This window comes from Paenibacillus anaericanus (assembly GCF_003994475.1).
Lineage (GTDB): Bacteria > Bacillota > Bacilli > Paenibacillales > Paenibacillaceae > Fontibacillus > Fontibacillus anaericanus.
This window is the reverse complement of record NZ_RZNY01000005.1, coordinates 126,795-141,727: the sequence shown is the minus strand read 5'-3', so window position 1 is coordinate 141,727 and position 14,933 is coordinate 126,795. Positions and strand designations below refer to the sequence as shown.

Here is a 14,933-nt window from a genome sequence, read left to right as displayed (position 1 = left end):
TAAGTTGGTGATTGGTAATGGACAGTTCACTATTGACCTTAATTCTTATTTTTGCAACCTTATCGGCTATCCAATTGATCTATTATGCGATAGGCAAAATACAGCCGGATAAAGACTATACAGGCATTGGATTTCGCATCACAACCTGGTGGGGCATGCTCTTCATTTTTTGCTTAGCAACGCTGTTAAACCCCGTCGTTTCACTTCTGTCCCTCATGGTACTCAGCTTCTTCGCACTGAAAGAATATTTCTCCATGATTCGATCAAGAAAAGCCGATCGCAGACTGTTTCTGTGGGCATACTTATCCATTCCCCTGCAGTTCTATTGGATTTATATCGAATGGTACGGGATGTTTATTGTCTTTATTCCTGTGTATGTATTCTTGCTCCTTCCGCTCCCACGACTGATCAACAAAGGAACAGTAGGATTTCTGCGCAGTGTCAGCCGGGCTCAATGGGGGCTTATGCTCATGGTTTTTGGGCTTAGTCACCTGGCCTATTTTCAATTTGCTACGCCACAGTATGGCGCGGGACTTGTACTTTTTCTAGTGGTGTTGACCCAGCTTAATGATGTCGTGCACCATCTGGCCTCGATCTATTTCGGCAAGCGGAAAGTAGTCCCCACTTCTAACCCACATTTGACTTGGGAAGGTTTCGCATGTGCGTTCCTCGTAACGACAGGGGTATCCTATCTGATATATCCTTATCTGACGCCGCTGGACCTGACCTTCGGGATCCTATCTGGCATGCTGATCAGCTTGAGTGGTTTCTTCGGTAGCTTAACGGTGTCAGTGCTGAAGCGGGATTTGTTAATCGGGGATGACGATAGGTTCGAGGCTTTGAAAAAAAGCTACTTAAGTCGAATCGACAGTTTGACCTACACCTCGCCCGTCTTTTTTCACGTCATCCGATATTTTTTCGACTTCATGTAATTATGATTTAAGCCGCTTTTTATCGAGCTTCCCTAATGAAGTATAGGGTAAATCATCCACAACAATGATTTCTTTGGGCATTTGAAATCGAGCCAGTCTAGGGCGCAGCCATTGAAGAAGCTCCTCTTCTGTCGTTTCTGCCTGAGGAGTTAGTCGGACAATGGCTTTCAGCCGCTGTCCAAACTGCTCGTCCTGCATTCCGATTACGGCCGCATCCTCAATTTGAGGGTGCGTGAGCAGGAGCTGTTCCACTTCAAGAGGATATACATTTTCCCCCGCTGAGACGATCATACTGTCCGCTCTTCCACGCAGAAAGTAATAGCCCTCCTCATCTCGATAGCCTAAATCACCAGTTTCGATCCAGGAATTAACCCCGTTTCTCATGGACCAACTGTTGCTAATGCAAAATTGACCCACCGTGCGAGCTTCTACTTCCTCTTTGCGCTCATTCATTATTTTTAAGCGGACGCCCTTAATCTTTCTGCCGATCGTATATGCGGAGTATGCTAGATCCTGTGGCGTTGCGATGATATTCAAGCCCGCTTCTGAAGTGCCATACAGATTGTACAAGACCTCTCCCAATTGACCCTGCGTCTCTTTTACCAGTTTGGGATTGAGCTCTGCACCACCTGAAGCGATACAAGCAAGGGATTTCAAATCATCCGCGTTCGTATTTAACATTTTATGTAACATTAAAGGGACAACCGTTACCACTTCAACTTGGTGCTCCCGAATCAAGCGGCATGCTTCCTCTGCATCAAATCCACGATGAACAACTACTTTCTTTCCCAAAGCGCAAAATAAGATCAGTACCGCTACTCCATAACCGTGATAAATAGGCGTCGCAATATAAGCAGTGTGATAATTCAAGATTTTTAAGCGAATAAGGAAGTCGTGGAAAGGATTTAAATAATTAAATAGCGAGGGTTTATGTGCAGCTTCCTTAGCATTTCCTGTGGTCCCACCGGTCAGAAGCACAAGTTTGCTTGTGGAAGTTCGGTACCTTTTATGCTTAGTGTAATTTCTCGTAGAAAATAGGTTGCTTATCGCCGGAAGCGTATCATGATAGCTAAGTAGTTTGGACTTTGTATATGAAGATTGTTCAAGCAAGGGACTTCGTTCTTCATCAAGGACCATGAGGTCAAAATCATGGCGCTCAAGGATGTTATTCAACTGGCTCTCGCTCATTTCCGCATTAAGCAAATATACATCTGCCCCGGATAAAGAAACCGCAAAAATCGCCTTTACTAAAGAAGCATGATTTTTACACAAAAAACCCACTTTCTTGCCGCTTGCTAGTTGGTAACTCTCCCTCAAAACGACCGAAAGCTCTTCGGATTGTGCAAACAACTGGCTATAAGTTAGGCTTTCCTGCTCATCTACTAACGCTATCTTTTCTCCGTAAGTCCGGGCTGAAAAATTCAGCAACGTCATCAAATTGATTCCAAATGTATAAATGGCGGAAGATAACCGAAACAAGGATAACGGGGAAAATAGTCTGATTTTGTACATAACATGGAACAATTTAAATAGCCTCATTGCCGTTTCCCCCTTTTCCTTAACCTTCTCGGGATTGAAAATTCCAGGCACCTTCTGAATAATAAGGATCCTAGCTGGCCGACAATCAACCACCATGGTTTATATGTTTTTCTTTTCGTATATATGGAATTGCAAATAATCCTTGCAACATGCTGTGGTGACATGGCAGGTAGTTTTTGATAAGCAGCGGTTGGCAGGATCATAGGTGTTCTGACTAACGGAAGATAGATTGAGGTAGTGAAGACCCCGTTCATATTTAGTTCAGGAGCGGCAGATCGAAACCAAGTATCAAAAGCCGCCTTCGACGCTTGATAAGCCGCCCAATGGGGCATCGGGAGCAACAGCGTATTTACGGTCGAGATGTTGATGATGTGTCCTTGTTTTTTTTCAATAAGAGGAAGCGTAGATAAGAGTAATTGAACCGGGGCAAAATAATTGATCGCCATTGTACGAGTAAAATCATGATAGCGGTCCAAGGACTGATGAATGGAACGCCTGATGGAATGACCCGCATTACTTATAACGATATCCAGCCCATCCGGAAGCTGATGAAGAAAGGCGAGTAATCCCTCCATCTCCTGCTCATTTCGAAGATCCGCCGGGAACACACTTATTTGGGCAGCTTTCATTTCAATGGCGTTTTTCATGGCTACAAGCTTGTCCACTCGTCTTGCCACCAATATGAGATGAACCTTAATCTCGGCTAGCATATATGCCAGCTGCTCACCTATTCCGGAACTTGCACCCGTTATAAGAACAGTCTTTCCTTCCAGTTCACGATCCAGCTTCTGTTTATTTAAGAAAATCGACGGGAATAATAGATGTTCGAGAAGGTTGTAAGTAGACATAAGAGCTCCCTTCCTGCCTGAAAGGTTACCTATACAGGCACGCTCCTATGTTTTCGACAGGATCAGAGAAATTCCTTTTTACTGTGACTTAACGCTGGAATAACCCCCACCCTATAGTGGTAAATGATTCCGGCTATTGCAGTCTCTTTTGTTTTGTATTATATTAATTGACATATCAACTATTGACGCATCAACTATATACAAACAACAGAAAGCAGGGAATAACAATTATGAATAACTTTCAGAAAACAAATGATTTCAACGAGATTGTATATGGACGTCGGTCCATTAAAGAATATGATCCAAGCGTAAAAATTAGCCGTGAGGAAATGACGGAAATTTTGGCCGAGGCCACTTCGGCACCGTCTTCAATCAACATGCAGCCTTGGCGTTTTGTCGTCATTGATAGTGAAGAAGGAAAAGAAACGTTAGGTGATCTTGCTAAATTCAACAAAGAAAAAGTCTTGAGTTCATCGGCTGTTATCGCTGTCTTTGCAGATATGAATAACATCGACTATGCCGAAGAAATCTACGGCAAAGCTGTTGAGCTTGGATATATGCCTAAGGAAATCAAAGAGTTTCAACTGAATGCATTCAAACCTCTCTATGAAGCGATGCCCGAGAAAAACATGAGAGAAACCATCATACTTGACGCTGGCCTTGTATCGATGCAGCTTATGCTTGTCGCACGGGCACACGGCTATGACACGAATCCCATTGGTGGTTATGAGAAAGATCAAATAGCAGAAGTATATGGCCTGGATAAAGATCGTTATATCCCTATTATGCTAATTACAATCGGTAAAGCAGCAAATGAAGGATTCCAAACTTACCGTTTGCCTGTTGAAACTATTACGACCTGGAAATAATATCGTCTCGATTACAAAAAAACTCGTCCTATGCTGAGAATGCACTGGACGAGTTTTTTATTTTTACGGGTTGAGTACCATATTTATTTACTTCTCCACACCCGACGGGTTATCCCAACATTCAACGTGATCTAGACCCTTAATGCTGTCTTTATAAAAAACAGGGTCCTTCCCTGCACGTTTCTGCTTCTTGTAATCATGTAAGGCCGCAAACGCGACTTTGGATAGTAAAAGGATGGCAATCAAGTTAACGACCACCATAAGACCCATAAATAAATCAACCAAATTCCATACCAATTGAACCTTGGCTACAGAACCAAACACAATCATACCCAGAACACTATATCTATAGATTGTTAACACTGATTTTTTTGAGTTTAGAAATTCTATGTTCGTTTCACCGTAATAATAATTCCCAATTAAAGTGCTAAATGCAAACAAGAGAATCATGATGGCTAATGAGCCTGATGCCCATGAACCAATATGCTCGCTTAATGCAGCTTGCGTCAGTTTGATACCGTCTAACCCTGGCTGCTTATACGCATCGGACAGCAATATAATAAATGCGGTACTAGAACAAATAATTAACGTATCTGTAAGTACCCCAAGTGCTTGCATAAGTCCCTGTTTAACAGGATGACTTGTGGTTGCAGTAGCCGCAGCATTGGGTGCACTACCCATACCTGCTTCGTTCGAGAACAACCCGCGTTTCACACCTTGTAGAATCACTGCCCCAAAAGATCCACCCACAACTTGTTCGAATCCGAATGCGCCCTTCACAATAAGCGCTAGAACTTCGGGCAATTTGGTAATATTGAGTAGCATAATGATTAGAGCAGTCCCGATATAAATCACAGCCATAATGACTACGATATATTCAGACATTCTGGCGATACGCTTGATCCCGCCGAAGATAATAACCCCAAATACAGCAGCTATGATAAGCCCCAGAACGATCCGATTGGTCCCAAATGAATTCTCGAAGGCCACTGTAATCGTATTGGACTGTACAGCGTTAAATACGAGACCAAACGATAACGTAATCAGTACAGCAAATATCGCTCCCATCCAACGCTTGTTCAGACCTTGTTCCATATAATAAGCTGGGCCGCCTCGAAACCCTGTCTTATCCTTTACTTTGTACACCTGTGCTAATGTACTCTCAATAAAGCTGGATGCTGAACCAATTATCGCAATAATCCACATCCAGAAGACCGCCCCTGGACCACCTAATGCAATAGCAATCGCGATACCGGTTATATTACCTGTCCCGACCCTAGCCGCCATACTTATACAAAAGGCCTGGAACGATGAAATGCTATCTTTAGACCTTTCATTAGAACCTTTAAGAACTACAAACATTTCCTTCAACATACCAAACTGTACAAACTTCGATCTGATGGTGAAATAAATACCACAAACAATAAGAAGAACGATCAAAATCTTCGACCAAAGAAACTCATTTGTTACAGTAATCAAATTATCTAATACTTGTTGCATGTAATCCGCCTCTCTTGCTATCTGTCGAAACCCAGTTGCAAAACATTTTCCACTATAATATTTTCAAAGATAACAACAATTATTTCAATAACTAATAAATTACAGAAACTTATTATGGGAATATTGGTTTAAACTGCTCTGCAACAACTTCATTATTAATTCTTGCAGCTCCCCCGGGCTTATGACTTTCACTTCGGGGCCATACGAGAGCAATTTTCGTGCCATAAAGGGGAACTCATCCGGAGGAACCTGCCCGCACCATTTGTTCTGTTGAACAGGCTTGAATAGAGGTTCCGATTCTGCGAGCCTCGCTCCAAAGTCAGTAAAATGCAATACCACTTCCACGCTTGCCCTGTTATCTTCTGAGCTTAGCCAATCTTTAAGCGTTGGAATAGAATCGTCCATGCGATGAAGTATATCAAACTGTTGTATCCTATCAACCCGATACAGTAAGATTCGTTCCTTGTTCTTAGCGGGCATATACCAATAACCATGCTCATAATAGATGCCAAGCGGGTATGCCTCCACCTTCTTCGTTCCATTGCGGGATGTATATATGAACTCAGCCTTACTCTTCTCGACTGCAACACTTAGTATTTTTGTAGTCATAGGTTCTAGTTGCACGCAGTGATGTTGAAGAAAGGCAATGTGTTGTCTCATGCGAGTGATCGAATCTTGTACATCAACCGGCAAGCTTGAAAAGTATTGTTCCGCTAGGTGGGCACGAATCGAGCCATAGGGAAAGTCCGGTACTTTCTCCAAGTATTCAATCATCATAAACAGCCCAAACGCCTCATGCTCTGTAAGTTGAAGCGGTGGCAAAATTCTGTTCGGTAGCACACGGTAACCTCCGTTCGCTCCCACCTCTGCATATAGAGGAAAGCCCATCTGTTGCAAATGGTCTAGGTCACGTTGAATCGTACGAACCGATACGTTGAACCGCATCGCCAATTCACGGGCAGTAAATTTTTTCCTCGAATCCAATAACCTCATCATACTTAGTCTTCGATTATTCATCTTCTCACCCAATTACGTCATATTTTGTCGTAGTTATAGGGTATCATAAACCATAGAAAGGAGCGATTGAATATGAAAAATAATAAAGTGGTGCTGTATATCGCCATGAGCTTGGATGGTTACATTGCAAGGCTCGACGGTTCAGTAGATTGGTTGATGGATGTCGAAGCTGATGGTGGGGACGGTGGCTATGGAGAGTTTTATAAAACAGTAGGCACGGTTATAATGGGTCGCCTCACATATGACGAGGTGCTGTTACTCGCTGATGAATTCCCCTATGCTGACAAACCATGCTACGTTCTGACTAGATCGCAACAAGCCCCTGCACCGCACGTTACATTTACGGATGAAGCCCTTACCACACTTATTCCAAGGTTAAAACTCACATCAGAAGGCGATGTATGGCTTGTAGGAGGAGGGCAACTTGTTGGTGATTTTTTAGCGGCCAATTTGTTAGACGAACTTCAAATCACCATCATTCCTAAGGTACTTGGTGAAGGTATCCCCCTGTTTCCACAAGGAACCGTGCCTAGCACTTTTCATTTAACGCATATACAGAAGATCGGCCAAATGGCTTCACTGATTTACAAATCAATTGAGAATTAATAAATCGAGCCAATCGGTGTAGATTTAGGTATAAAATGCATAAAAGGATAAACGCCATTTATGTCGAATTGCGTTTATATGATGATGCGAATAAAGAATAAAACCACACTAAAATATATAACCATAATTCTAATATTTATTAGCGTTCTCCTCGGCCTCCGATGGGCCTGGTCCCAGATATTCTCCACATCTGAGTCCCCTCGTGCTGTGAATGGTGTACTCGACATGCGCGGCATAGACTTAGATACATCCTCAAGCATTCCTCTGGATGGCCAATGGGGACTTTACCCGGGTAAGTTCGTTTCCTATCGAGATATACCTTCGATCGAAAGTCAACCCCGTTATATTCAAGTTCCGGGAGATTGGAGCAGTGTGCTGTCAGAAGGCACCCGCTCCTCTTTGGGTTATGCAACGTATCGACTACGTATTCTAGTTGATCCATTGAAACAACCTATCTCATTTTGGTTACGAGGATTAGAAACCTCTTCTGAGGTAGAGATAAATGGGAAGGCCGAAGGCACTTTTGGAAAACTAGCCGAGAACGCCAATGAATACACCCCTAAAAGTGTTTCTTACACAGCTTCCTACTTTGCTCAGGGCGTGGAAGAAATTGAATTACTCATTCGAATAGCTAACTTCGATAATCCTGATAACGGTGGTATCATGAACTCCATTCGTTTTGGCTCTCAAGCAGAAATCGACTACGTGCGTTGGTACTCGATCGGATTTCAACTTGTTGCGTTTATTATTTTGCTGCTTCACGGTTTGTATGCATGCATCCTCTATTTATTCAATCGCCAGGAACAATCCCTATTCGTTGTCAGTCTGTTAACGCTGGCGGTCGGAGTATGTATTGTAATTGGTCATGATAACCTACTCTTACTATGGCTGCCGATCAATTATACATGGGCGCTAAAAATCAACCTGCTTGCTCATTTTTGGCAAACCTTTTTTATTCTACTTATTTTCAGAAAATTCTCTTCGGTTATTCCAAAAAAGAACAAATGGTTGCGAATATATACCATCGCCCTCATTTCTTATTCAGCATTTATATTGGTTTCATCCGCCTCACTGGTCAATGTAACGGTTGGATTAGGGATATATACTTTCTTCTATTTGCTGCCCATTGCTTGGTCTATTTGTTTAGTGGGAATCACGATCTTCAAGAAGCAAGACGACGTCGACATCATCTTCTTACTATTATCGGCAGCAAGTATTATGTCTAACTTTCTTTGGACCTTATTAATCTCTCATAAAGAGGTTAATGTCGTATACTATCCATTAGATATCATTGCAGCCCTTATTGGCTTTTCTACGTACTGGTTCAAGAAATTTTTGCGTAATACTAGAGAAAATACCCTGCTGAACAAACAGTTAAAAAAATCCAACAAACTGAAAGACCAATTTCTTGCCAATACTTCACACGAATTGCGGACACCGCTGCACGGTATAATGAACATCGCTCAGACCGTTGTAACCAAAGAACAAGCGAATATGGACAAGAAAAGCCTAAAAGATATGGAACTTCTTATCACCATAAGTCGCCGCATGTCTTACATGCTCGGCGATCTTCTCGATGTCGCAAGGCTTCAGGAGCAACGCATCGTGCTGAAGCAAGAGCCCCTAAAGATTCAATCCATCGTTCCCGGGGTCATCGAAATGCTAAGATTTATGATAGAAGGCAAACCTATTCAACTAAATATAGATATAGCGGAATCGATGCCGCCGGTAATGGCCGATGAGAAAAGACTTGTGCAAGTTCTGTATAACTTATTACATAACGCCATCAAATTTACGGAAGAAGGGACGATCTCAGTGTCCGCCGAGATGCGGCACGGATATGCCTTGATCCATGTCTCCGACACCGGGGTTGGCATGAACAAAGACACACAGACGCGAATATTTCTCCCTTATGAACAAGGGTCTTATGGGGTAAGCGATGGGAGAGGAATCGGGCTTGGCTTAAGCATCTGCAAGCAACTAATAGAATTACACGGCGGTGCATTAACCGTACGGTCCGACATAGGGAAAGGATCCGTATTCAGTTTTGACCTGCCGTTAGCGGGGATGGTGGATCTCCCACTATCGCAGCACCCTCTTCTGACCCATCCTGTAACGGAAGGAACAGAAGATCAACAAGCAAGATTCATCTTCCATGATGCCGCAATCGATGAAGTGGCAGCCTCTTCACTTATCCCGCCGCTTTTAAATGAAGTGAAGGCGAGTATCCTTGCAATTGATGACGACCCAATTAACTTGAATGTGCTTGTTGGAATCCTGTCGACGGAGCCTTACAACATTACAACAGCCAATTCTGCCCTTGAGGCATTGGAACTACTAGGTACCCGGCAGTGGGATCTACTGATTGCCGATGTCATGTTGCCGCATATATCAGGTTACGAATTGACTCAGAAAGTAAGGGAGCATTACTCTGCAGCCGATCTTCCAGTTCTGCTACTGACGGCACGTAGTCAGTCGGCTGACATCTACACTGGATTCTCTTCGGGAGCGAACGACTATGTGACCAAGCCGGTAGACGCACTGGAACTTAGATACCGAATTAGGGCTCTAATCACCTTGAAGCAATCGGTCAATGAACGTTTACGCATAGAAGCCGCTTATATGCAGGCACAAATCCATCCGCACTTTATATTTAATACGCTCAATTCAATTATGGCACTTAGTGATATAGATGCGAAAAAAATGCAAGATCTGGGCGATGCCTTTGCTTCGTTTTTAAGGATCAGTTTTGATTTCATAAATACAGGAGAACTGGTCAAGCTTTCCCATGAGTTGGAGCTTGCCGAAGCCTACTTGTATATTGAAAAAGTGCGATTTGAAGACAGGTTAAATATCCAATGGGAGGTTGAGCCCGGCATCCACTTGCATCTCCCTCCACTTCTGATACAACCACTGATTGAGAATGCTGTTAGACACGGCATACTTAGTCAACACAAAGGCGGAACGGTTCATATTCGGATTACACGCCAGGACAACTTCACACTTATTGAAGTAAAAGATAATGGCAAGGGTATGGAACAAGAAAAAGTAAATCAACTATTGAGTCCAACCATGAAGGGAAATAGTGGAATTGGCCTTTCCAATACGAATAGACGACTAACACAATTGTACGGCCAAGGCCTGTCTATCATCAGTAAACCGGGCGAAGGAACAACCGTCTCATTCGTCATTCCGGATACTAATGCAGTGGATCAATAGTCTTTCAATTGAACTAATGTAATGGAAGGAATAACGTAGAAGTGGTAAAGTATTTCTTAAGTAGGGGATTTTCAGGATGATAAATGCCCTTTTCACACTATTTCTACCTATAATCGGGAGGCATAAGCAATGAGAGATGAACTTATCGCAGAACTGAATGCTTGGCATGAAGAGGATGAGTACAACCAAATAGTCGATCGAATTAATGAAATTCCTACACCGCTGATTGATGATGAACTAGCCATTCATTTGGGGAGAGCCCTGAACAATCTGGGACGTTACAAAGAAGCGCTGAAGTGGTTCTTGAAGGTTGACGAAGAGTTAAAGAATAACCCACTATGGCATTTCCGTGTGGGGTACGCCTATTATTATTTGGATCAACTTGAAGATGCTATCAGAGAATTTGAGATTGCACATGAAATGGACCCTGAGGATGAAGATACGTCTACGTTCTTGGAATGGAGCCGGAATGAAGCAGCACAAGCTCAATCTGATGCAGATTCTTCTGAGGAATCCGATAACTAGAGTCGAACGAATGAAGAACGCCCCATCGTGCATCCAATACGGATGATGATGGGGCGTTCTTGTTAATCCCAATCTTTATTTAGCATTCCATTATATATGCCTGGTACTGAGCCTTCGATGATCGTAGCCCCAATCGTTTTAGCATAAAATTCAGTTGGGCCTGCGCCACCAATAATGGCATATCCATAACCTTCGGCCCGCATCAACTGCAGAGCATATAAGCATAACATGGTGCCAATCCCTCTACCCTGTTCCTTCTCATCAACGCCTGTAGGACCAAAAAAACCTTTAGCCGTAACGTCGTAACAAGCAAATCCCAGCATTTTATTGTCTTCAATAGCAACTAGGCAATTTACAGCAGGGCGGGAAAATGCGACTTCACATTCACTTACCCATGGGAGACCGAAATGTTCACTAACCCATCCCGTCACAACATGTTTTTCTGGGGGCATTGCACGTCTTATCGTCACCCCAGTACGTTGTTTGAAATCCTCAATGGACTCAACTTCATTTAGTTCATACAGCTTTACAAGCATATCGGACATAGTTCTAACTCCTCCTCTGACTGCACATGTACATCCCCAATGCGCGTAAGGAATGCAACAAGGCATCTTGGGATACATCGGTTTAGACTAAAGACCCGTGGTCCAGTTAGCTGCATTTTGCATCAAGCGAATCATTTGCGGATGACCAAGTGCCTCTGTAGTATGGCCCGGCGTCATACCTACCACTTTACCACTTCCCACCGAGTGTGCCCAGGCGCAAGCGGCGGTCACTACTTCAGACGTGCTTAACATCAACATATCAGTGCGGGAAACATCGACCGAACAATAGTAATGTTCGTCCATAGCAGTGAATCCAGTAATGCCTTCCAATACCGGATGAGAGACGTTACGAATCGTAACGTTCTCAACAGGCACGTGATCATGCGAGTGTCCTAGAAATCTACCAGAATTCAGTTCGACGTAAAATGGGCTATCTTCCTCGATCAAGACTAAACCGGCATGAACGAACATGGCACCCATTCCGTCTTTAACTTTGGCTATGAAGCGATTCTGCTCTTCATGCGTAATGTCTGCTTCCCCGTCCGGACGACCCACAGTAAATAACATCGTCAAATCTACTTGTTGTTCAGTTTCTAGTACATCTCTTAAGCGGTTGGTTAAGACGACATTCCACTCATTTGAATTAAAGACCTTGGCAATTTCCGGATCGATGACTTCTTTAGGATGATAAAAATCATCTCTTACGACATAAACCGTTTTCAGCATATAACATCCACCTTATTCATAGTTAGTATTACTACTCAATTCCGAGTTTTTTTCTATTTTCCTCATATTTCTTTTGTTGATATGCCACTACTTTATCAAATCCTAATTTATCGCGCTCTTTAATAAATTTATTAAAGGTTTCATCAAAATCAGCATCATTCTTAGATAGTAATAGTTTCGTCAACGTCTTGCCCCACAATTGTTTAATATTCGTCGCTATGATACCTTCTTCAGACGTACCTGCAGGATCAAGCTGATTAAACTCCGAGAAGTTATAAGTTTTGCCCTTTGACCATTCCTGAGAGGTTAAGTACGGTTCAATAGTCGGAGGTGCCCAGTTTAACCACATGTTCGTATCCATAAGCATCCAAAATGCCTGTTGTGCTCCATACTTAGTGCTGCCACTAGTATCCTTCAAATATGATTCTATGAATTGATCCTTGCCGTTAACATTCTCATAGGTTATACCTTCTACACCTAATGCAATGTCCTTTTGACCCTCTTCACTAATCATGTAGGTCATAAATTCAATAGCTCTTTTCTTATCTTTTACATTCTTAGAGATAAGAGTGAATGTCCATCCGTTAATACTTGGACCTGCAAGTGTTGGCTGATCTAAATTAGAGTTCGACGGCCCGTCAATCGGAATATAAACCTTATTCGGGTCACTCAAATAAACCTCGGCATTTTGCGGTCCAACGTCTGAAACTTGATATAGCATGGAGAAATAACGACCTTGCGTAACTTTCTCATCCACTTGCGGACGCTTGTCGATAAAGATATCTTTAGAGAGCAAGCCCATTTCGTTCGCTTTGCGGAATGTTTTTAACCATTTGATATACTCAGGATCCGTAGTGCGGTCATACAACTTCCCGTCTTTTTCTTGCGGAATAGCTAAGAAGTTCTGCAAAAAGTTTTCAAGCGAGTAGTTACCATTGTCCGAGAATTCGTGAAAGGTTAACGGAATGAGCGGTTGCCCATCTACGTCTGGATACATGTCTTTCGCCGCCTGTAGAGCATTAAGGAAACCTTCTGGAGTTCTCATGTCCGGTTTACCAAGTGCTTCATACATATCTTTACGGACAAGGAACGATTGGTTCGATGTATATTGCACACCATATTTCGTGAAATCATTTAATGAAGAAGAGGCGTTCGGATAACCGTAGAAATTACCGTCTTCCTGTGTGAACCATCTTACTTTGTCTGGATCTGATGCCTTGAAAAAATACGGATCGTATTTGTCAGCTAGCTCATTCCATGATTCTACCAAACCACCGTCAATCAATTTCTGGACCGCACCATCATCTACACCCAATGTGAGGAAGTCGGGTAAGTCACCAGATGCGATCATCGTTTGGAGCTTCTCGTTCTCATTCCCAGCTGGAACGATCAGATTAACGTTAACGCCGGTTTTTTCAGTGATGTACTTAGAAGTATAGTCTTCCCCCCACTTATTAGTGAACCATGAGAAGTTTACATACCAATCAAACGTGATCGGAGTCAAGTCAGACTTCCAACCTGGTACGTTAGGGTCTAGTACTACAGGCTCAGCTGAATTAGAAGAACCTGTGTTTTCTGAAGACTTAGTTGACGAACATGCGACTGAGACAAATACCATGCAGAAAAGCATTCCAACGATCAGACCTTTACGCATTTTGCTCAACTTCAAAACCCCTTTTCGTATGTGTATTTATGTACATCTTTGTATTGAAACAAAGTCTGTAGCCGAGGGAATTTAACCTTTCATTGAACCGATCATGAAGCCCTTCACGAAATACTTCTGCAAGAATGGATACACCATGACGATAGGTACTGTCGTAATTACCATTGTCGCTAGTTTGACAGACTGCGAGGTTACGGTCCGGACAACGTTACCAGGTACTACAGATGCAATCTGATTCGATCCAGATAATGCGACGATCCGATACAAGAACGTTTGAATCGGCTGTAGGTCAGGGTTGTTCGTGTAGATAACAGCTGTGAAGTAGTCATTCCACTGAAAGACCCCGTGGAACATAGCAATTGTCGCCATAACTGGCATAGACACAGGAAGAACAATGCGATAAAAAATTTTCAGATCATTCGCTCCATCAATTTTCGCCGCTTCTTCCATACCTTCAGGAATATCGCGGAAGAACGTGAGAAAAATAATAAGATCGAAGAAGCTAAACATCGCTGGAATGATATAAACCCAAAAAGTATCCAATAAATGAAGGTCGCGGATTAGTAGGTAGGATGGGATTAGCCCTCCACCAAAAAACATCGTAACCGTTCCTATAAGCATGTAGATATTTTTCCCGATCAAGTCTTTTCGCGATACCCCATAAGCAACCATCGCCGTAAACAATACATGTACAACGGTACCAATTACCGTTTTTGCAACCGTTACACCCATCGATGTCATAAGGCCTTTATTTTTGAAAACAGCCTCGTAACTTTCTAGACTGAACACTCTGGGGTACCAGTAAATGCCGCCCCTCATAGCGTCGACGCCGTCGTTAAAGGAATTGATCAACACATACCATATCGGATAGAGCGTGATGAAGCAGATGAACACCATTAACAACACATTGCCCCAATCAAAGAGTGAATCTCCTAAATTACGTT

General features: G+C 42.8%; 13 protein-coding genes. 5 read left to right on the top strand and 8 right to left on the bottom strand.

Annotated elements, in window-relative coordinates; genetic code table 11:
- The first annotated feature begins 17 nt into the window (after positions 1-17).
- The gene (locus tag EJP82_RS08340) at positions 18-932 is read left to right on the top strand and encodes a phosphatidate cytidylyltransferase (RefSeq protein ID WP_127191577.1); all 915 of its coding nucleotides are present in this window, start codon (positions 18-20) and stop codon (positions 930-932) included.
- On the opposite strand, the gene EJP82_RS08335 is transcribed toward EJP82_RS08340, so the two are convergent.
- Entirely contained in the window at positions 933-2,471 is a 1,539-nt protein-coding gene (locus EJP82_RS08335) for an AMP-binding protein (RefSeq protein WP_127191576.1), read from the bottom strand.
- On the bottom strand, positions 2,468-3,319 hold the full coding sequence (locus tag EJP82_RS08330) for an SDR family NAD(P)-dependent oxidoreductase (protein WP_127191575.1): 852 nt from the start codon (positions 3,317-3,319) through the stop codon (positions 2,468-2,470). The genes EJP82_RS08335 and EJP82_RS08330 overlap by 4 nt, the downstream gene beginning before the upstream one ends.
- 230 nt (positions 3,320-3,549) lie before the next feature.
- On the opposite strand from EJP82_RS08330, the gene EJP82_RS08325 reads away from it, so the two are divergent.
- Entirely contained in the window at positions 3,550-4,188 is a 639-nt protein-coding gene (locus EJP82_RS08325) for a nitroreductase family protein (RefSeq protein WP_127191574.1), read from the top strand.
- Between the two features lie 87 nt (positions 4,189-4,275).
- Here EJP82_RS08325 and EJP82_RS08320 read toward each other — a convergent pair whose 3' ends face one another.
- A complete protein-coding gene (locus EJP82_RS08320) occupies positions 4,276-5,688 on the bottom strand; it encodes an alanine/glycine:cation symporter family protein (RefSeq protein ID WP_127191573.1) in 1,413 nt (470 codons plus the stop codon).
- 99 nt (positions 5,689-5,787) lie between these two features.
- A complete protein-coding gene (locus tag EJP82_RS08315; protein ID WP_127191572.1) occupies positions 5,788-6,705 on the bottom strand; it encodes a helix-turn-helix transcriptional regulator in 918 nt (305 codons plus the stop codon).
- Between the two features lie 72 nt (positions 6,706-6,777).
- On the opposite strand from EJP82_RS08315, the gene EJP82_RS08310 reads away from it, so the two are divergent.
- The 3 genes from EJP82_RS08310 (at position 6,778) to EJP82_RS08300 (ending at position 11,055) form a co-directional block, all read left to right on the top strand.
- Complete coding sequence (locus EJP82_RS08310) at positions 6,778-7,311, top strand: dihydrofolate reductase family protein (RefSeq protein ID WP_127191571.1); 534 nt, start codon at positions 6,778-6,780, stop codon at positions 7,309-7,311.
- 225 nt (positions 7,312-7,536) lie between these two features.
- Positions 7,537-10,530: a hybrid sensor histidine kinase/response regulator gene (locus tag EJP82_RS08305; RefSeq protein ID WP_246054015.1), complete on the top strand. Its 2,994-nt coding sequence runs from the start codon at positions 7,537-7,539 to the stop codon at positions 10,528-10,530.
- Between the two features lie 129 nt (positions 10,531-10,659).
- Positions 10,660-11,055 carry a tetratricopeptide repeat protein gene (locus EJP82_RS08300; protein WP_127191569.1) on the top strand — a complete coding sequence of 132 codons (396 nt, stop codon included), beginning with the start codon at positions 10,660-10,662 and terminating at the stop codon, positions 11,053-11,055.
- 62 nt (positions 11,056-11,117) lie between these two features.
- Here EJP82_RS08300 and EJP82_RS08295 read toward each other — a convergent pair whose 3' ends face one another.
- From EJP82_RS08295 to EJP82_RS08280, 4 genes are all read right to left on the bottom strand, one after another.
- Positions 11,118-11,600, bottom strand: a complete 483-nt coding sequence (locus EJP82_RS08295) for a GNAT family N-acetyltransferase (RefSeq protein ID WP_127191568.1) — start codon at positions 11,598-11,600, stop codon at positions 11,118-11,120.
- 87 nt (positions 11,601-11,687) lie between these two features.
- Positions 11,688-12,326, bottom strand: coding sequence for a ThuA domain-containing protein (locus EJP82_RS08290; RefSeq protein ID WP_127191567.1), 639 nt, complete (start codon positions 12,324-12,326; stop codon positions 11,688-11,690).
- 31 nt (positions 12,327-12,357) lie between these two features.
- A complete protein-coding gene (locus EJP82_RS08285; protein WP_127191697.1) occupies positions 12,358-13,980 on the bottom strand; it encodes an extracellular solute-binding protein in 1,623 nt (540 codons plus the stop codon).
- Between the two features lie 81 nt (positions 13,981-14,061).
- Entirely contained in the window at positions 14,062-14,886 is an 825-nt protein-coding gene (locus tag EJP82_RS08280) for a carbohydrate ABC transporter permease (RefSeq protein WP_370877732.1), read from the bottom strand.
- Positions 14,887-14,933 lie beyond the last annotated feature (47 nt).

Bases quoted from the DNA above. Each gene is read 5' to 3' on its own strand.
- EJP82_RS08340 (WP_127191577.1), top strand. From the start codon at position 18: ATGGACAGTTCACTATTGACCTTAATTCTTATTTTTGCAACCTTATCG.
- EJP82_RS08335 (WP_127191576.1), bottom strand. From the start codon at position 2,471: ATGAGGCTATTTAAATTGTTCCATGTTATGTACAAAATCAGACTATTT.
- EJP82_RS08330 (WP_127191575.1), bottom strand. From the start codon at position 3,319: ATGTCTACTTACAACCTTCTCGAACATCTATTATTCCCGTCGATTTTC.
- EJP82_RS08325 (WP_127191574.1), top strand. From the start codon at position 3,550: ATGAATAACTTTCAGAAAACAAATGATTTCAACGAGATTGTATATGGA.
- EJP82_RS08320 (WP_127191573.1), bottom strand. From the start codon at position 5,688: ATGCAACAAGTATTAGATAATTTGATTACTGTAACAAATGAGTTTCTT.
- EJP82_RS08315 (WP_127191572.1), bottom strand. From the start codon at position 6,705: ATGAATAATCGAAGACTAAGTATGATGAGGTTATTGGATTCGAGGAAA.
- EJP82_RS08310 (WP_127191571.1), top strand. From the start codon at position 6,778: ATGAAAAATAATAAAGTGGTGCTGTATATCGCCATGAGCTTGGATGGT.
- EJP82_RS08305 (WP_246054015.1), top strand. From the start codon at position 7,537: ATGCGCGGCATAGACTTAGATACATCCTCAAGCATTCCTCTGGATGGC.
- EJP82_RS08300 (WP_127191569.1), top strand. From the start codon at position 10,660: ATGAGAGATGAACTTATCGCAGAACTGAATGCTTGGCATGAAGAGGAT.
- EJP82_RS08295 (WP_127191568.1), bottom strand. From the start codon at position 11,600: ATGTCCGATATGCTTGTAAAGCTGTATGAACTAAATGAAGTTGAGTCC.
- EJP82_RS08290 (WP_127191567.1), bottom strand. From the start codon at position 12,326: ATGCTGAAAACGGTTTATGTCGTAAGAGATGATTTTTATCATCCTAAA.
- EJP82_RS08285 (WP_127191697.1), bottom strand. From the start codon at position 13,980: ATGCGTAAAGGTCTGATCGTTGGAATGCTTTTCTGCATGGTATTTGTC.
- EJP82_RS08280 (WP_370877732.1), bottom strand. From the start codon at position 14,886: ATGGTGTTCATCTGCTTCATCACGCTCTATCCGATATGGTATGTGTTG.